Consider the following 17,044-nt stretch of genomic DNA (forward strand, 5'->3'; position numbering starts at 1 on the left):
TCACAAAGTCAAGAGATTGCATGCAACCTCCGCCGGGTGGATGCTGGAGCCATGGGGAATGTGAGTCCACGAGGTCACGCCTCCGACGCAGGTCAAGCTGCCGAGCACGCGTACCGCTGCATCCGCGAGCAGATCCTCTCAGGGGAACGCTCGGGTGGAGAGTGGCTGCGTGAAGACGGACTAGCAGAGAGCATCGGCGTGAGCCGGACCCCCGTACGAGAAGCACTCAGGCACCTGGCCGCCGAAGGGCTGGTGCTGTACCAGCGGAACCGTGGCGTCCAGGTCCAGACTTGGACCATGTCCGACCTCAATGAGATCTACGGTCTGAGATCGCTGCTGGAGCCATACGGTTGTCGGCTGGCCGCTACCACCGGTAGGGCCGATCTTGAAGCACTCTCCGCAATGAACAGCGACATGGAACACGCCGCAAACGCAACGCAACCCGACCTCGACAGGGTCACCGAGCTCAACAACGACTTCCACCGGTTAATCATTGATGCGTCCGGGAACGCGCGACTCGGGGACCTGGTCACGTCAAACCTTCAGGTTCCTCTCGTGCGTCACACCTTTTCCCGCTACTCCAGGAGTTCCTTGCAACGGAGCATGGCCCACCACCGCGAACTAGTGGACGCCCTCCGAGCTGAAGACCCCGATTGGGCAGAGTCCGTCATGCGCTCCCACGTGCACGCAGCCTGGTCGGTCATGCGTCGCTATTTTGACAAGTCCGGGCCTGAAGCAGCGACTGGCCAATCACTCGAATCGCCCAACCAGCCCCCTCCAGAAGAAGCGGCGGCTGTCCCCGGGTCCTAGTCCGATCATGGCTCGTTGTATACGACATGGCCTGGAGCGACGATATGGCGCGTCGCCAGGTCGGTGGCTTGATCGCTCCCCTTGCCGGCAGGTTTCGGGTATCACCGCAGGAGGTCATCCACTCTTTGTGTGTAGCGTGCCCGGTACTCCGGCACAACGTAGCTACGGAGGAGTTTCGCATCATGGCCACCAAGAAGTCCGTACCGTCAGATGTCTCGCTGGTCACTGACGTAGATCCCCAGGCGCCGCCGCCAATGGTCGAACTGTCGCCCACCGGCGTCGCGACACCGCTCAGCTACGACGTTCCCGAGCCGATGTCCTACAGCGGCCGCAACTACATCACGCTCAGCTTCGGTGACGAGGCCGACCCATTCCTCGATCCGGCCAAGGACCCGAGGACGGTACTGGCGGCCGGCGCGCCGGCGGCACTTGCCCAGGCTTCGGCCGCGACGACCACGGGACCGGCGCGGAGGCCGCTCTCACTGACACATAGCGCGCTGAGGCCGACCGCTCCGATGCTTCCGCCCGGCGGGCGCACGAACCCTCCCGACCCTCCGGAACCGCCAAAGATCGTCGTGCTCATCGACTCACCGGCGCCAGGAAGCACCGTTCACAGCACCGGCCAGAGTGTGGGGCTGCAGCTATCGGGCCATTGGAGGGCGTACGGCTACCTCGGCACCCCGTTGATCAGTGTCAGCGACGGCAACGGCAAGGCGGTGACCGCAACGGTCGGGGCGTCCGGCACGTGGACGGCACCGCTGACCCTCGCCACCGCAGGCAATCACGTCCTCAACGTGATCGGAGTGGTCGAAGGCGGGACCTACCGCGGCCACCGACTGACCGGCCGCGATGCGGCACAGGCCACCGTCACGGTCGTACTCGACGACGGGGGCGGTGGCGGGGGTGACGTCCACACGGTCCCTACCGTCGTCGTCGCCAGCCCGCGCCCGCAATCCGTGGTCACAGCCCCAGACGGCCAGGCATCCGTCGTCGTGTCAGGTACGGCGAGCGTCACTCCCGCGGCCGCCCTCACCATCGTCGTCACCGACTCGGTCTCCGGGGACAAGCAGCAGACATCCGTCGCGGCCGACCAACCCGGATTCAGTCTCACGATGCCACTGTTGGGTCTTGGCAAACACAATCTCACCGTCGACGTGAGCAGCGCCGACGGCGGAAAGGCGTCGTCGACGGTCTCCGTGACGTTGTCGACCCAACCGGCGAGCGTGCGCATCCTCAACAAGTTGATGATCGTCGAAACGCTCAACCTCACGTCCTACCTCGGTGCGTATGGCGCCGGACGACTGTTGAAGACGTTCTCGCTGCTCGCCGGTGAGAAGACGACGATCAGCATGAAGAGCTACCGCAACGACGTCGACACGAGTAAGCAGGCCGCGAGCATCCTCGATTCGACCGCCACCGACGCGCAGTCCGACTTCGAGGACATGGTCAGCCAAGAGCAGACCGACAAGGCTTCCGAGGCGCAGTCCTCGTCGTTCAGTATCGGCGCCAAGGCATCCGCGTCGTGGGGCTTCGGGAGTGCCAGCATCGATGCGAAGTACAACGGTGCTGCGAACTCGGCGCGCGAGGAAGCGGTCAAGAACGTCGCGAACGCGACGCGCAAGCACGCGCTGAAAGCGTCGACCAACCGCAGTGTCACAGTGAACACCGAGACCGCGTCGACGCTCACCACCACGGAAGACGACTCGACGATTCGTGAGATCGCCAACATCAACGTGGCGCGCACGCTCAACTACGTGTTTCGGCAGATGAACCAGGAACACATCGTGATCTATCACCTCACCAACGCGAGGGTCGGTTACTACACCGAGGACATCGTCCTCGATGCCAGCGGCAAGGCCCAGCACGACAGCGACGGCAACATCGTTATTTCGAAGAACTACCAGGAGTGCACGCTGCCGGAGGTCGGCTCACTGCTCAAGCAGACCATGCGGCCTGAGTACGTCGACAAAGTCCACGAAGCGATCGTCCATGCGCTCAGCGGGATCCCGGACTACCAGGACACACTGCAGTCGCTGGTCGAGACGGCCACGCCGACCGACGACTCCGGCGAGTTGGTGACCGGCGCGGCGTACCTGCGGGTTGTCCGCAATCTCCACACGGTGTTCAAGGATCCGTACAGCCCGTTTCAGGTGCAGGTGCCGGGCATCGTGCTGGCGTACGACCACATCGTGCAACGCACTGATGGCGTATTCGTCGAGGCGATCCTCGGCCAGGGCGATGCGCTCGACCCGTACAGCCACGGCCTGCAGGACGCGGCCATCGCTGCCAAGAATGCGCCGATCGCGCAGGCAGCTCTGGCCTCGACCCTCGTGACCGGTCACGACACGCCAGGCGCCGACATCTACCGCAAGGTGTTCTTCGCGCAGAGCGACGAACCGCAGACCACCTCCGCTGCCACGACTTCGGCCGCACCCAGCAGTAGTGCCGTGCATGGGCACGTCGCCACGACGGCGGATGGGCGCAGCAAGAACGGCGTTCCCACGTGAGTACGCCCGCTGTGGCGGAGGCTGCGGCCGGCACCCCTTCAGCCGCCGCGCCGACGGGGGCCCTCGTCGACCTGCCACGCGGAGCGGACGTCACTCCCGTCGATGCCGCCGCAAGCGGCGCCGAGACGTACACCGCCGACGGCGGAACCCCTGGAGGAGACGCTGGGGCGCCCGACCCACCGACTGAGGCGGCACGACACGCCGAGGACCACGCCGTACTCGCCGCAATCGTCGACGACGTCCGTGCCCACGTCGGCGGACCGGCGACGCAGAACCCGATCGCCGGCACCGACGACCGGTTCCGGGCGCAGCTCATCGCTGCCGTCGGCCGCATCTTCGACGCCGTCGGAGCCGTCGTCCTCGATCCGGTGGCGGGCTCACCCTCCTCCCCTGCCCTGACCGCGCGCCGCGCCCTCGGCCTGGGACCGAAGGACGCCATCCCACCAGACGCCGCGACTCAGCTGCTGAGCCGGACGATGAGGACCTCGGACCCCTACGTGGTCGACTCTGTGCTCGATCGGTTCATCTCCTTGTCGGACGACGTGCGCACGTCGCTCTACGCAAGCGATCCCGACGCCAGCGACGCGATCGTCCGCGCCACCCTTGCAGACCTGGAGCAGGGAGACTTCCCGAAGCCTGCTCTGCGCGAGGAGGCCTCCGGGCAGGTCAAAGTGGTATTCGGCGAGCGGTACCGCGAGGCGCTGCGGGCGACGCGCAAACGTTTCCGCAAGGCATTGGGACGTACGGCAGAGCCGGACCCGCAGAAGCGTGCCCAGGACGGGCAGCTGGCCCACCAGATCATCATGGCCGAGTATTGGGAGGCCCACCAGGGCCATGACATCATCTTCGACACCCACATCTGGGATGCGGGGACGGAGTCGCTGCAGTACCTCAGCGACGTCGCGGCAGGTAACGCGCGCATAGCGGCAGTCCGCGACGCCCTGGTCTCGACGGTCACCAACGCTGTCGGTCAACCCGACATTCTCGACCTGTCCGACAGCACGGTCTACGAGATCAAACCGATCACGCAGATCTATGAGGGGGCGGCGCAGCTGGGTGGGAGATATCTGTACTTCCTGAACGCGGTGGTCTTCGGGAGCACCAAACTCTCGGAGCAGCTGATCGCGGCGCTCCTCCCGGGCGGCGGAAGCTCGTGGCCACCGCCGACGAAGTTCCAGCCGTACATGCCCGGGATGTGGCGGCCGTTGCCGATCACCCCGTTGCCGGACGGTCGGCTCATGGCCACGGCCCTTGCCGCTCCCGGCGTCATCGTCTACCAGATCTTCGGCGAGCGGAAGAAGGGTGAGAACTCCCCCAGCGAAGCAGAGCTGAAACTGATCGAGACGTTCGCGCTGGCGGCGCTGGCAGCGATTGCAGCAGGCAATCTCGCGATCGCGCCTGACGCCGACGTACTCGACGGGGAACACGTGATCCAGAGCCCTGTGACACGCGCGCCGGTCTACCTCGACGAACTCCGCCAGCTGATCGGGCTCACCCTGGATGTCGCGGCAGGCGCCTCGGTGGCAGTCCTGCTCGCCCAACTGGTGACGACGATCGAGCTCGGCGAGTTGTTCGCCGGAACTGCGGCCACGCTCGAAGCTCTCTTGGGCCTGCTCCTGCTCGCCTGAAATTCTCGTAGAGTGCCCACGCGAGCGCCACCGGACATCAGCAACGCCGACAAGCACTCCTTTAGCTCCTCCGGGCGGCCAAGCTCCTCGTGGGGGCGGACCGGCCCAGTTACAGTGTCGGTCCATGATGCCGCGACGGGTCCCGCCCCTGGTGTGGACGATTCTCGGTTCCAGCGCGGTGACCACGCTCGGCGTTTTACCCGTGTTCCTCCTCAGCTCGCAGTCCGTCTTCGTACGGGAGGACTTGGGCTTCGGCGAGACAAGGTTCGGCATCGCCGTCAGCGTCTTCTTCGCCTCCGCAGCCGTAACGGCGCTCCTGGGCGGCAAGCTGGCGGACAGACTGGGTCGACGCACGTGCACGCTGATGTCCGGGCTCCTGGGTGCTGCCGGGTGCTTCGGTGTCGCCCTCGCCCCGACCTGGCCGGCACTCCTGGTCGCCCTGATCGTGACGGGCGTTGCGAACGCTGCCTGCCAGGTGACCTCCAACCTCACCATGGCCCGAGCCGTCCCCGTGCATCGACAGGGGCTCGGCTTCGGCGTCAAGCAAGCGGCCATCCCGCTGTCGATCGTCCTCTCCGGTCTGGCGGTGCCGCTGACGAGCGACACCATCGGCTGGGCGGGCACCTTCGTCATCACTGGAACAGGTGGCGTCTGCGTAGCCCTGGCCGCTCTGCGGATCCCGGTCAGCGGACCACGGACGACCCTGCGGGCGCAGCCTGACGATCAGCCGCCTCGCGGGGCTCTCCTGCTCACGATGGGTTCCATCGCACTCGGCAGCGCGGCCGCCAACTCCTTCGGCGCCTTCATCGCCTCATGGGGATTCGAGGTGGGCCTGACGCCGAGCCAGGCCGGCGTACTCATGGCCGTCGGCAGCGGGCTCAACATTCTGGCCCGGTTGCTGTCTGGGCACCTCGCTGACCGGCGCTTCGGACGCAACCTGCCGCTGGTGGCCACCCAGATGGTCATCGGCGGCCTCTGCCTGGCCGCGATGACCCTGGCCACGCCCGCCGCACTCGTCCCCGCGACGCTGGTCGCGTTCGCTGTGGGATGGTCCTGGCCGGGTCTGCTGCTCTTCGCGGTCGTGCGGATCAGCCGTGACGCTCCGGCTGCGGCGTCCGGCATCGTGCAGGCCGGCGCTTTCGTCGGAGGCGCAGCCGGACCCGCGATCTTCGGCGTCGTCGCTGGCGCCGCTGGCTACCGGGTCGCGTGGTCCACCGCCGCCATCGCCTTCCTGCTCGGCTCAGCAATGATCATGGTGGCTCGACGGGCCTTCGTCGCCGACCTGATCCGCCGCCCACCCCATCGCCAGATCGGCTACGGCGGCGGCCGACACCACCCTCGACACCTCACGGACCCACAGGACAGCTGAGATCGGCTGGCCCTGTGAACGATTGAGCGTGCACACGCGCTGACTGACCGGTCGTCACGCCGTAGAACCGCCCCACTCCGGCCGACCCGTCAGTTGCAGCCTTCGGCCGCCGCTGCCTCAGCGAAACTCTTCATCGACGTGAACTCAAGGTCATACCTCCACTCTGCCCGCGGCTGGGGCGTGGCGCCCCAGCCTGGCCGGTGATGGCGCCTGTTGATCCAGACCGACGGGAAGTGGTGCCGTTTCGCCGGGACGTGGTCGTGGAATAGGCTTTGCGCCACGTGAAGCACTCGGTCGCCGGCGATGTCGAGGTCTGCCAGCGTCGTCCGCAGCGCGTTGAAGTGGTTGTCGGCAGGTTTGTAGGCCCCGACGTCCTCGGCAGTGATAATGGCCGCGAAGGAGCCGTAGAGCCGCTGGTTGCTGGCTACAAAGCCGGCGCGGTGCACGTTCGACAGGATGATGAGCTGGTAGTGCTGCTCTAGCCGGGCCAAGGCTTCGGCGGAATCCGGAAACGCTGGCCAGTCCGGAACGGACTGGCCCAAACTGTGCGCCCACCCGTCCGTGACCGCATGCCCGAGCCGGTCGCCGGTGAGGCGGAAGGCCTGGGCGAGCACGTCCGGGTAGAGCATCTCAGGGTGGTCCCGTTCGACGGCGGCCTCGTTGTCTGCGTAGGCCCGGAGCAGCGCCTCGTCGTCGGCGGGAAGCCCGGTCTCGTCGGCCCAGGCGCGCAGGACCGACCCGATGCCTGCCTCCCAGTCGATCAGCGTCCCGTAGCAGTCAAAGCTCAACGCCTGGAAGGAGCGCAGATCGAGCTCCTCGCGTTGTGGGCCATTCATCAGACCGGGTCCGGCACACGCTCATCGAGGCTGCGAACGGTCCGGTCTGGCATGACCAGGCTTCCCGCCACCAGGGCGATCAAGGCGACCGGGAGGGAGATGAGCACCGAGTTCAGGTCGTAGGGCTGGTCGAGCTGTTCCCAGGTGATGGTGACGACCACGCCCAGGACCATCGCGTGGACGCGCAGGCGCTTGGCGTCATTCAGCTCACGGCCCATGAGTCGCTGCACGACGTCATACACGATGTTGCCAGCGCCGGAGAGCAGGAACGAGGAGCCGGTGGTGATGATGAAGGCCAACGCGCCTGCGAGGAGCAGACCGCCCATGATCGTGGGCAGGTAGTCCCGGCCGGCCAGCGACAGGATTGCCGTGTCAGGCGCGATCTTGGGCAGCAGCACGACGGCTGCCGATCCCAGCAGCGCGACCGGGATGGTGACCAGGAAGCTCGAGAAGAAGAATCCGGCCGTCGACTTCTTCGCCTCCGACTCGTCGCGTGAGGCGCCGAGCCGCTGATACATGTTCTGGTCGGCGAGGATCAGCAGGAACAAGGGCAGGAAATATCCCAAGAGCTGCAGCCAGGACAACCCGCCGCTGAAGGTGCGGTGGGTCTCCGGCATGCCGTTCCAGTAGTCCCCCGCGCCACCGATGTCGCCGCCGAGGATCAGGGGCAACGCGATCACCAGGCTGAGGACGATGACGAGCGCAGACGCGAAGTCGCTCCAGGCCACCGACTTCAGCCCACCACCAAAGGCCAGGAACATCACCAAGAGGGCCACCACGATGGCTCCGCTCTGTGGGGACATCGGCGTGATGACGCTGAGAATGTAGCCGCCACCGGTGAACTGATAGGCGGTGATGCCGGTATAGGCAACAGCGTGATGGCCGCCGCGATGACCCGCACCGCCAATCCGTAGCGCTGCTCCAGCAGCTCCGGGACGGTGTAGGTCGAGTGTCGACGGACCCGCTTGGCGACCACGTACAACACCACGATGCCGACGGGGGTCCCGGCCAGGAAGAAGATGGAGGCCAAGGGCCCGTACTTGTACGCGAAGCTCGCGCCGCCGATGATCGTGCCCGAGCCCACCCAGGTGGCCAGCAGTGTCCCGATCATCACCGGCCGGGGCAGGTCGCGGCCGGCGAACACGTAGTCGTCGCCGGTGGACATGACCTTCGAACGGCTGAACCACAGGCCGATGCCGACCATGAACAACAGGTACAGCACAAGGATGGTGACGCGCACGGGCTCCACTGGGGACCTCCGACGGTCAGGGGGTGGCCCAGCGGGCCGGGTCACCCGCTATGAAACCGCCTCAGGCCACAGATTGCAATAGATGTTGCAACCCGTCTCACGCATTGGGGTCGGGAAACAGCCCGTAGGTGCGCCACAGCTCCTCGACACGGTCGCTCGCCGCTGCCGCTCGGTCGGCGTCGAGGTCGACCATGTAGGCGATCAGCGCCTGCACCAGGGTCGTGGCCGCGACCAGGGACGGGAACATGCCGACTCCCTCACTGGGCATCATCACCACCTTGTCGGCCAGGTCCTGGTGTGCTCGGTCACTGATCATGATGATGGTCGCGCCCCCGGCCTTCGCAGCCCGCACCGCGTTGAAGATCTCCTCGGGAGTCCGCCACACGTGGAACACCACCACGGCATCGCCCTCACCGAGCAACGACACCGCATTGAGCAGAGCGGTGCCGCCGGTGCGGTGCAGCCGCACGTCGTGCCCGATGGTCGACGCCAGGTGCGCCAACTGAAGCCCGGGCGCGGCAAAGCTTCCCGACCCCAGCACCAGCGTGACCTTCGCGGCAAAGATGGCCGTCGCGGCCTCCGCCACCTTGGCCTCGTCCAGGAGCGGAGTCAGGTCGTGGAGGTTCTGCAGGTCTCGACGCAGCGTCGCGTTCGCAAGGCCGTCGCCGCTGGGACTGTGCTCCGTGAGTACCTCCGCCGCGGTCAGCCCAGCCAGGTAGCGAGATCTGACCTCGGAGCGCAGGGCCGGCCACCCGCTGAAGCCCAGCAGCTGTGCTGCGCGGACCACCGTGGCGACGTTCACCTGCGCCAGCGCCGCAGCGGCAGACGTGGAGGCGTAGGAGAGTTGGCGTGGGTGGGTGCCGACCATGACAAGCACCTTGGACACGCCCCGGCCAGCGGGGCGGCCACCGAGTCGTGACTGCACCCAAGGGGCCATGGTCGAGGGTTCGTGGTTCATGACACCATCCTGCAACATCTATTGCTGTACGGCTCGATTCCTGCAACCATGCCCACGACGACGCCGTGTTGAAAGAAAGACTATGACGCCCCAGCTGTTGGTCCTGAGGTCCGGTTCGGTCTGCGATGTGGCGGCCGGGCAGTCCGCTCCTCGGGACGTGCTCATCCAGGAGGGGCGCATCGTGGAGGTCGCCGAACGGGTCAGCGCCCCCGCGACGGCCACCGAGGTGGACGCAAGCGGACTCCATGTCGTGCCGGGCCTGATCGACGCCCACGTCCACGTGACGGCCGGCAGCGCCGACCTGGGGTCACAAGCCGAGGAGTCGGCGAACTACGTCGCCGCGCAGACGAGCACCATCCTGGCCGGAATGCTGCGCCGCGGCTTCACCACCGTTCGTGACGTCGGCGGCGCCGACTACGGCCTGGCCGCTGCCGTGGACGAGGGCCTATGGGCCGGGCCGAAGGTCCACTTCGGCGGAAAGGCGCTCTCCCCCACGGGCGGGCACGGCGACCTACGCGGCCCCGGCCGACAGGTCGCCGACAACCACGCCTGCTGCCCCAACATCGCCACAGTCTGCGACGGGCTCGACGAGGTGCGCCGGGCGGCGCGAAACCAACTGCGCACCGGCGCCCACCACATCAAGCTGATGCTGTCCGGCGGGGTCGCCTCCCCCACCGACCGGGTGGACTCGATGCAGTTCTCCACCAGCGAGATCGAAGCGGCGGTCGAGGAAGCGGCCAACGCCAACCGGTACGTCACCGGTCACGCCTACACGGCCCGCGCCGTGAACCGCGGCCTGCGACTGGGTGTGCGCTGCATCGAACACGGCAACCTGATCGACGACGAGAGCGTCGCGCTCTTCGTCCAGCACGACGCCTACCTCGTGCCGACGTTGGTCACCTACGAGTACCTGCACTCCGAGGGCGCCGAAGCCGGCCTCCCACCGGCGAGCCAAGCCAAGGTCGCCGATGTGCTCGAGGCCGGGCTGCACGCGCTCGACCGCGCCGCCCGAGGCGGCGTCAACATCGCCTTCGGCACGGACCTGCTCGGCAGGATGCACCGCCACCAGAGTGACGAGTTCCGCATCCGCGGCCAGGTGCAGTCGGCCGCCGACGTACTGCGCTCGGCGACGATCACCGGCGCGGCGCTTCTGGGCCGAGAGGGAGAACTTGGCGTCATCGCCGAGGGCGCAATCGCCGACGTCTTGCTGACCGACGGCAACCCGCTGCAGGACACCGAAGTCCTCGCCCAACCAGACAAACACCTGCGCATGGTGATCCAGGACGGCCGAGTCGTCCACGAACAGGGCTGAGCATGGCGCTGGTGCTGGCCGGTGGTCTCGTCTGGGACGGAGTCACCGACGAGCTTCGCCCAGCGGACGTGGTCTGCCACGACGGGCTCATCGAATCCGTGGCACCCCACGGCGCGGTACGCGCCACCGGCGAGGACGTGACCCTCGATCTCGCCGGGGCGACCATCATGCCCGGCCTGATCGACGCGTACGTCCACCTCGTCTGGGACGGCAGCACCGACCCCGTCGCCCAGGTCGATCACGACGGCGAACAACTGACCGTCGTCCGCGCCGCCGGCCACGCACGAGCACAGCTGCAGGCAGGCATCACCACCGTGCGCGATCTGGGCAGCAACTGGGACATCGCGATCACCCTCGCGCGAGCGGTCGACCGTGGCGCGCTGGACGGGCCCACCATCATCGCGTCGGGGCGCACCGTGATCATGACGGGCGGCCACGACCCCTTCTGGGGCATCCCCTGCGACGGCACCGACGCCGTGATCCACGGCGTCCGCACCCAGGTCGCCGCCGGCGCCGGCGTGATCAAGACCGCCGCAACCGGCGGCGCCTACGGTCAATCCGCCGGCGAGGAAGTCGGGGCCAGCGAGCTGACGTATGACGAGCTGGCCGCCCTGGCCCATGAAGCCCACCGCCGCGGCCGCAAGGTCGCAGCGCACGCACTGGGCACCGACGGCATCCGCAACGCGGTCAACGCCGGCATCGACACGCTCGAGCACGGCGTCTTCCTGACCGAGGACATCGTCGAGTCCATGGCGAGGCAAGGCACCACGCTGTGCCCCACCGCCGCGGTCTACCAGATCATGGCCGACGGCAACGCACCCGCATACGCCGTCGCCAAGGCCAAAGACGTGGTCGCCGCACACGAGCACAGTGTCCGGATGGCCATCGACGCTGGGCTGCCGATCATCGCCGGCACCGACGCCGGCGCCCCCGGCATGGCCCACCCCAGCCTCGCCTCGGAGATCCAGGCCCTGATCGGCTACGGCCTCAACCCCCTCGCGGCACTGAAGGCAGCTACCTCCACCGCCGCGGACGCACTCGACCTCCCATCGGGACGCGTCCAAGTGGGCGCGCCAGCGGATCTGATTCTCCTCGACGGAAACCCGCTCGAGACCCCAGCCGTCGTCCAAAGCCCCTGGGGCGTCGTGCGACACCAACATCTCGTCAGACACGGCTAGGGCGGTAGCAGTTCCTCGAGCGGTTCTCCGCCCATGATGCGATGTCGCAGTTCGGGTTGAGCGGCACCTGACTCCTCACGCCCGGCCACGACGTCGGCGGCAGCCGGAGCAGACAGGCACCGGGCTCCGTTGTCATCGCCGTCCACGATGACACCGATCCCACCCGGGCGAGGAGCGCCGCACCCGTCACGGCGCCCTACGGCGAACCCGCTGGAACATCTCTTCGGTTCCCAGCCCGGGCATGCTGAGAAGCGTCACATTGTTCGTGGCAGTTTGGCAGGCAGATTGCTACGAACGGACGACTCACGCACCACCAGTTCCGCTGGCAGGACGGTCGAACGAGCTGGCATGCGGGGCTCTTGGATCGCTCGGCGCAGCAGGCCGACGGCTGCGCGGCCCAACAGGTCCAGTGGTTGGCGCACTGTGGTCAGCTGGGGCCGGCTGGCCGTCGCCAACACGGTGTCGTCGAATCCGGTCACGGCAACCTCATCGGGCACCCTGATTCCACGCTGGCGTAGACACTGCACAGCTCCGACGGCGATGAGATCGTCGGCACAGACCAGGGCGTCGGGCAACTGTTCGTCCTGCCCGGATCCCGCCTCCAGCAACCGACGGGTGGCCTCGTACCCCCACTCGATCGAGAACTCGCCGACGAGGACCCGTCGTTCGACGCCGGGATCTGACGAGCGCAGGTGTGCGACGAACGCCTCCAACCTCTGCCGCGCCGTCGAGATCTCGAGGCCCGCCGTGATGTAGGCGTACCTCCGGTACCCCTGCTCTCGAAGGTGGCGCAGGATCCGGTTCACGCTGTCGACCTGGTCAACCCCCACGAAGTACCCGCTGCCGCCCACCGTCTGGCGGTCGATCTGGACCAGTGGCAGACGATCAGCCGTGAAGGCAACCGCCTGCCGGCTCGCGATCCGATCGCAGACGCTGATGATCATCCCGTCGATCTGGTGGTCGACCAGGCGCCGCAGAGCGTCGGCCTCCTGTGCCACGTCGTTGCCCGAGTCGCAAAGGAGGAGGGTAAGGCCGACGCTGCGGGCCTCCGTCTCGACCGCCTTGATCACGGCGGGGAAGAACGGGTTCGCGATGTCGGGTACCACCATGCCGATCGTCTCGGTCGTCTGTCTGCGCAGCCCCCTCGCCAGTCGGTTGGTGCTGTACCCAAGGCGTTCCGCGGCCGTCCGCACCCTTGCGGCGAGCTCAGGGTCCACCCGGCGATCCGAGCCCGACAGAACACGCGACACGGTTGCAACAGAGACCCTCGCCGCCGAGGCGACCTCACGCATCGTGACCAAGACACCAGAGCTCTTCGAAATCGGAAACAAGTTTCCGAGCGGGCACCATTGTCAGAAACCCCTCGGCTGTGCTACCACAAAATATAGCGGGAAACCGATTACCCAGGAAGTGTTCATGAGCGCTCAACCACTGGCGGACCGCGTCGTACTCGTCACCGGCGCCACCTCGGGCATCGGTCGGGCCTGCGCCAGGGCGCTCGCCGCGGACGGAGCACGCGTCGTGCTTGGCGGCCGACGCCAGGAGCGCCTTGACGAACTTGTGGCGGACCTGGGGGACGAGCGATGCATAGGCGTCCGGATGGACGTCAGACGACCCGCCGATGCGCGACGGCTCGTGTCAACAGCTCACAAGAAGTGGAACAGGGTCGACGCGCTCGTTCTCAGCGCGGGCATCGGAGCTTACGGCAGCATCCTGGACCACACTGACGACCTGGTCGCGACCATGATCGACACCAACATCACAGGCACGATCTGGCCTATACGTGCGGCGCTACCGCAACTCTTGGCCAATCCCAGCGGCGGCGGCGACATCGTGATCATCGCCTCGGTAGCAGGACTCCGCGGCGGCGCGAACGAGGCCGTTTACGCCGCAACCAAGTTCGCCCAGATCGGCCTCGCCGGCGCGGTGGACCGGGAACTAGCCCCTCAAGGAGTGCGAGTAACGAGCATCTGCCCGGCCGCCACCCGAACCGAGTTCGCACTCGGGCTCGGACGCACAGCCGATACCCCGGGCCAAGAGGACTGGCTGACACCTGAAGACGTAGCAGCCGCGGTCATCACCACGCTGCGCCAACCACGACACATGCGAACCCAGCTCTGGAGCATGTGGAGCATGGCCGAAACGGGCTGACCGTGCTTCTGCGACGCATCTCCAACTCGTCACCGGATGACTGGTCCGGTGGCATGCCATCAAGAAGGTGTCAAGCATGACGTTACGACGAAGGGTCCCAATCTGGCTGGCCGCCGCTTGCGGCACAAGCTTGATCCTCAGCGCGTGCGGAGGTAGCTCCCCCTCCAGCTCGGCGACCAACGGCACCACCGGCGGAGGTACCGGGGGGAAGCAACTGGTCTACTTCATTTTCAACGGCTACACACCGCCCTACTTTGCGCCCATGGCCAAAGGAGTACAGGACGCCAGCAAGCACTTTCCCGGCCTCAACATCAAGATCCTCGGCGCGAACGGATCGGCATCGACCGAGATCAACCAGATCAAACAGGCACAGGCGGCCGGTGCCAAGGCGATCATCCTCAACGCGATCGACGGCTCGGTCACCGGTGCCGCCAAGCAGGCCTCCAGCTCGGTCCCGATCATCACGATCGACCGCGACGTCACGGACCCCAGCGCGCGCATCGCCTTCATCGGCGACAATGACAAGAAACTCGGCAAGCAGCTGGCCACGAGCTGCATCCAAGGCCTGACCTCCTCCGGGCTGAAGAAGCCCTGGCACGTCATCGATCTGCAGGGTACGCAGGGCGCGAGCACCTCAGTCGACCGTGAGGCAGGGATCCAGACCGTACTGAAGCCTCTGGAAAAGAAGGGCGACCTCTCCGTGCTCCTCAACCAGTCGGCCGACTTCGCCACAGACAAGGCGCAAACCCTGATTTCCGAGTCGCTGGCGAAGTCCACGAACGTTCAGGCTGTCATCGCGAGCAACGACGCCATGGCCCTCGGGGCGATCAACGCGCTCAAGTCCCACAACATCACCGCTGGCAAGCAGGTGATCGTGTGCGGCGCAGACGCCCAGCCGGAAAGCCTCGCCGCGATCAAGTCCGGAACCCAATTCAGCACTGTGACTCACGCGCCATACGTGGAAGCCTTCTGGGCCGTAGAGGCGATCGACGCCTATCTCACGAAACAGACCAAGCCGGACGCCAATCGCTACCCCAACGGTGTGGTGCTGTTGCCCCAGGTGGTCGTGACCAAGAAGAACGTGGCGAAGGTAGGCGCCTGGGGCACCCCGCAGACCGTGTCTGCCCTGCCCTATGGCGGGTTCAAGTCCTACCCGGCCGGATGAGCGAACGCACCAACAGCGAAAGCACTCAATGGACGCCACCGACCTCTCACCTCAGCACCCTGCCGCCGGGGTACCCGTGTTGTCTGTGCAAGGTCTCGTCAAGCGCTTCGGGGCGGTGACCGCCCTGGATGACGTCAGCCTCGAAATCCACGAGGGCGATGTACTGGGAGTGGTTGGCGACAACGGGGCCGGCAAGTCAACCTTCCTGTCCCTGCTCAGTGGCTACCTCCAGCCCGACGAAGGCAGCTTTCGCTACCGCGGCAAGCCGGTGCGGATGAGCTCCCCTGCACAGACCCGTCAAGCGCTGGGTATCGAGATGGTCTACCAAGACCTCGCCATGGCCCCGGACCTCACGGTCTGGCAGAACTTGTTCCTCGGCGCGGAACTCGGCCGCTACGGGATGCTCCGTCGGCCGCTCATGAGGCGGCGTGCGCGCGACGTACTCGCGCGCATGAAGACCAAGATCGAACCAGATTGGCCCGTCAGCGAGCTGTCCGGAGGTGAGCGGCAACTGGTCGCCGTGGCCCGAGGTCTCCTCTTCGACCGGGACATCATCTTGCTGGACGAACCCACGGCGAACGTCTCTGCCGCCAAGTCTGACGACGTCCTGGACACGATCCTCGACCTACATGCCCGCGGCAAGACAGTCGTTCTCATCAGCCACCGCCTTGAGGACGTCCTCGCTGTGTGTACCCGCATCGCGATATTCGTGAACGGACGGCTCGAACACGTCCTGGACAACACGGACATAAAGGTTGCCGACCTGGTTCACCTCATGTTCGGCGGCAGTCCGGCCACAAGTACCGGATGAGACCACGTATGCCGTTCCCCCACCTCCCTCGCGTCTCCGGACCACGCGGGCCTCTCCGAGCCGCAACGAATCCCAGGGACGCCCGTCTACGCCATGCCTCCCGGCTGATCCTGGGTCGCGAAGGCAGCATCCGCAGGCCGGTTGGATTCCTGATCATCGCCGCTGTCATCGCCACCATCATCACTCCAAGTTTCATCCGCCCGGCCAACCTCAACGCGTTGCTCGTCGGCTCAAGCTTCCTCGCCGTCGTGGCGGTCGGCGAGGCGTTCGTAGTGATGGTGGGATCGATCGACCTGGGGGTCGAGAGTCTGCTGGCGTCCTTCGGGATGGCCGTGGCCTGGCTAACCGTCTTCCACGCAGTACCCACCGGACTCGCGATTCTCATCACCCTGTTTGGCTCCATCGTGGTCGGCCTGATCGTCGGGGCACTGGTTGCGAAGGTCCACATTCCCTCGTTCGTCGTCACCCTGGGCACGTACTGGGGCTTCCGCGGGATCGCCTTGCTTACCAACGGCGGCGCCTACATCAGCCCTGCCAGCCGCAACACGGCGCAGACCTCGTTCGGCTTCGCCGGTGTCGCAGGCTCGACAGGCGGGATCTCCAACCTCATCATCATCGCGGTCGGGATTGTCATCGTCGGGCAGTGCATCCTGTCCTTCACCAGACTCGGCTTGTGGCTCAAGAGCATCGGCTCGAACGAACTAGCGGCGCGACGGGTCGGCTTGAGGGCGGACTGGCTCAAGATGAGCGTGTTCGCCATCTCGGCGCTCTTGGCGGCATGCGCCGGGATCATGATCACGGCGTGGCAGGGGTCGATCTACCCCAACACCGGCGAGGGCTACTCGCTCGAGGCGATCGCTGCGGTGATTCTCGGGGGAATACCCTTCACAGGCGGACGGGGATCGATCGTTGGCGCTGCGATCGGGGCGCTCATCCTCGGCATCATCAACGACCTCATCGTGCTTCTCGGACTGCCCGCGCTCTACGAGTACATCTTTGTCGCGATCGTCCTCATCGTCGCCGGTCTACAAGCACGATCCGACGCGCTGGTCAAGTAGTCCCGTTGCAAG

Annotated in this window: 15 protein-coding genes and 1 pseudogene; 10 read left to right on the top strand and 6 right to left on the bottom strand. The window is 66.4% G+C overall.

Translation table 11 applies throughout. The features are described 5' to 3' along the window. The first annotated feature begins 51 nt into the window (after positions 1–51). The 4 genes from FCN22_RS22780 to FCN22_RS08965 all read left to right on the top strand — a co-directional run bounded on the left by FCN22_RS22780 (position 52) and on the right by FCN22_RS08965 (position 6,314). Positions 52–810 (top strand): GntR family transcriptional regulator, encoded by a 759-nt coding sequence (locus FCN22_RS22780; RefSeq protein ID WP_137121199.1) that lies wholly within the window; start codon positions 52–54, stop codon positions 808–810. 182 nt (positions 811–992) lie between these two features. Next, positions 993–3,317, top strand: a complete 2,325-nt coding sequence (locus FCN22_RS08955; RefSeq protein ID WP_137121200.1) for a hypothetical protein — start codon at positions 993–995, stop codon at positions 3,315–3,317. Further along, complete coding sequence (locus FCN22_RS08960; protein ID WP_137121201.1) at positions 3,314–4,945, top strand: hypothetical protein; 1,632 nt, start codon at positions 3,314–3,316, stop codon at positions 4,943–4,945. Before FCN22_RS08955 ends, FCN22_RS08960 begins: the two co-directional genes overlap by 4 nt. Positions 4,946–5,069: 124 nt before the next feature. Beyond that, a complete protein-coding gene (locus FCN22_RS08965; RefSeq protein WP_137121202.1) occupies positions 5,070–6,314 on the top strand; it encodes an MFS transporter in 1,245 nt (414 codons plus the stop codon). A gap of 89 nt (positions 6,315–6,403) precedes the next feature. On the opposite strand, the gene FCN22_RS08970 is transcribed toward FCN22_RS08965, so the two are convergent. From FCN22_RS08970 to FCN22_RS08980, 4 genes are all read right to left on the bottom strand, one after another. Further along, positions 6,404–7,150: an HAD-IA family hydrolase gene (locus FCN22_RS08970; protein WP_137121203.1), complete on the bottom strand. Its 747-nt coding sequence runs from the start codon at positions 7,148–7,150 to the stop codon at positions 6,404–6,406. Next, entirely contained in the window at positions 7,150–7,953 is an 804-nt protein-coding gene (locus FCN22_RS08975; protein ID WP_274381567.1) for a sodium:solute symporter family transporter, read from the bottom strand. Before FCN22_RS08975 ends, FCN22_RS08970 begins: the two co-directional genes overlap by 1 nt. Beyond that, entirely contained in the window at positions 7,911–8,390 is a 480-nt protein-coding gene (locus tag FCN22_RS22530) for a sodium:solute symporter family transporter (protein WP_274381568.1), read from the bottom strand. Before FCN22_RS22530 ends, FCN22_RS08975 begins: the two co-directional genes overlap by 43 nt. A gap of 106 nt (positions 8,391–8,496) precedes the next feature. After that, on the bottom strand, positions 8,497–9,357 hold the full coding sequence (locus FCN22_RS08980; protein ID WP_162308167.1) for a MurR/RpiR family transcriptional regulator: 861 nt from the start codon (positions 9,355–9,357) through the stop codon (positions 8,497–8,499). Between the two features lie 82 nt (positions 9,358–9,439). On the opposite strand from FCN22_RS08980, the gene FCN22_RS08985 reads away from it, so the two are divergent. Together FCN22_RS08985 and FCN22_RS08990 are read left to right on the top strand one after the other, a co-directional pair. Continuing rightward, on the top strand, positions 9,440–10,669 hold the full coding sequence (locus FCN22_RS08985) for a metal-dependent hydrolase family protein (RefSeq protein ID WP_137121205.1): 1,230 nt from the start codon (positions 9,440–9,442) through the stop codon (positions 10,667–10,669). A 2-nt stretch (positions 10,670–10,671) separates the two neighbouring features. Beyond that, positions 10,672–11,847: a metal-dependent hydrolase family protein gene (locus FCN22_RS08990; RefSeq protein WP_137121206.1), complete on the top strand. Its 1,176-nt coding sequence runs from the start codon at positions 10,672–10,674 to the stop codon at positions 11,845–11,847. Between the two features lie 254 nt (positions 11,848–12,101). On the opposite strand, the gene FCN22_RS08995 is transcribed toward FCN22_RS08990, so the two are convergent. Then, positions 12,102–12,956 (bottom strand): substrate-binding domain-containing protein, encoded by an 855-nt coding sequence (locus FCN22_RS08995; protein ID WP_238384624.1) that lies wholly within the window; start codon positions 12,954–12,956, stop codon positions 12,102–12,104. Between the two features lie 105 nt (positions 12,957–13,061). After that, positions 13,062–13,139, bottom strand: a pseudogene (locus tag FCN22_RS22785) (LacI family DNA-binding transcriptional regulator); the annotation flags it as partial. A gap of 124 nt (positions 13,140–13,263) precedes the next feature. Between FCN22_RS22785 and FCN22_RS09000 the strand changes: the two are divergent. The 4 genes from FCN22_RS09000 to FCN22_RS09015 all read left to right on the top strand — a co-directional run bounded on the left by FCN22_RS09000 (position 13,264) and on the right by FCN22_RS09015 (position 17,032). Then, complete coding sequence (locus FCN22_RS09000; RefSeq protein WP_137121234.1) at positions 13,264–13,998, top strand: SDR family oxidoreductase; 735 nt, start codon at positions 13,264–13,266, stop codon at positions 13,996–13,998. Between the two features lie 76 nt (positions 13,999–14,074). Continuing rightward, the gene (locus FCN22_RS09005) at positions 14,075–15,163 is read left to right on the top strand and encodes a substrate-binding domain-containing protein (RefSeq protein ID WP_137121208.1); all 1,089 of its coding nucleotides are present in this window, start codon (positions 14,075–14,077) and stop codon (positions 15,161–15,163) included. Positions 15,164–15,191: 28 nt separating this feature from the next. Beyond that, positions 15,192–15,974, top strand: coding sequence for an ATP-binding cassette domain-containing protein (locus tag FCN22_RS09010; RefSeq protein ID WP_137121209.1), 783 nt, complete (start codon positions 15,192–15,194; stop codon positions 15,972–15,974). An 8-nt stretch (positions 15,975–15,982) separates the two neighbouring features. After that, complete coding sequence (locus tag FCN22_RS09015) at positions 15,983–17,032, top strand: ABC transporter permease (RefSeq protein ID WP_137121210.1); 1,050 nt, start codon at positions 15,983–15,985, stop codon at positions 17,030–17,032. Positions 17,033–17,044 lie beyond the last annotated feature (12 nt).

The sequence above is a fragment of the Segeticoccus rhizosphaerae genome (assembly GCF_005222685.1).
GTDB classification, from domain to species: Bacteria; Actinomycetota; Actinomycetes; order Actinomycetales; family Dermatophilaceae; genus Segeticoccus; species Segeticoccus rhizosphaerae.

Excerpts from the sequence above, each read along its gene's own strand:
- FCN22_RS22780 (WP_137121199.1), top strand. The coding sequence starts at position 52 with ATGGGGAATGTGAGTCCACGAGGTCACGCCTCCGACGCAGGTCAAGCT.
- FCN22_RS08955 (WP_137121200.1), top strand. The coding sequence starts at position 993 with ATGGCCACCAAGAAGTCCGTACCGTCAGATGTCTCGCTGGTCACTGAC.
- FCN22_RS08965 (WP_137121202.1), top strand. The coding sequence starts at position 5,070 with ATGATGCCGCGACGGGTCCCGCCCCTGGTGTGGACGATTCTCGGTTCC.
- FCN22_RS08970 (WP_137121203.1), bottom strand. The coding sequence starts at position 7,150 with ATGAATGGCCCACAACGCGAGGAGCTCGATCTGCGCTCCTTCCAGGCG.
- FCN22_RS08975 (WP_274381567.1), bottom strand. The coding sequence starts at position 7,953 with ATGTCCCCACAGAGCGGAGCCATCGTGGTGGCCCTCTTGGTGATGTTC.
- FCN22_RS08980 (WP_162308167.1), bottom strand. The coding sequence starts at position 9,357 with ATGAACCACGAACCCTCGACCATGGCCCCTTGGGTGCAGTCACGACTC.
- FCN22_RS08985 (WP_137121205.1), top strand. The coding sequence starts at position 9,440 with ATGACGCCCCAGCTGTTGGTCCTGAGGTCCGGTTCGGTCTGCGATGTG.
- FCN22_RS08990 (WP_137121206.1), top strand. The coding sequence starts at position 10,672 with ATGGCGCTGGTGCTGGCCGGTGGTCTCGTCTGGGACGGAGTCACCGAC.
- FCN22_RS08995 (WP_238384624.1), bottom strand. The coding sequence starts at position 12,956 with ATGGTGGTACCCGACATCGCGAACCCGTTCTTCCCCGCCGTGATCAAG.
- FCN22_RS09000 (WP_137121234.1), top strand. The coding sequence starts at position 13,264 with ATGAGCGCTCAACCACTGGCGGACCGCGTCGTACTCGTCACCGGCGCC.
- FCN22_RS09005 (WP_137121208.1), top strand. The coding sequence starts at position 14,075 with ATGACGTTACGACGAAGGGTCCCAATCTGGCTGGCCGCCGCTTGCGGC.
- FCN22_RS09010 (WP_137121209.1), top strand. The coding sequence starts at position 15,192 with ATGGACGCCACCGACCTCTCACCTCAGCACCCTGCCGCCGGGGTACCC.
- FCN22_RS09015 (WP_137121210.1), top strand. The coding sequence starts at position 15,983 with ATGCCGTTCCCCCACCTCCCTCGCGTCTCCGGACCACGCGGGCCTCTC.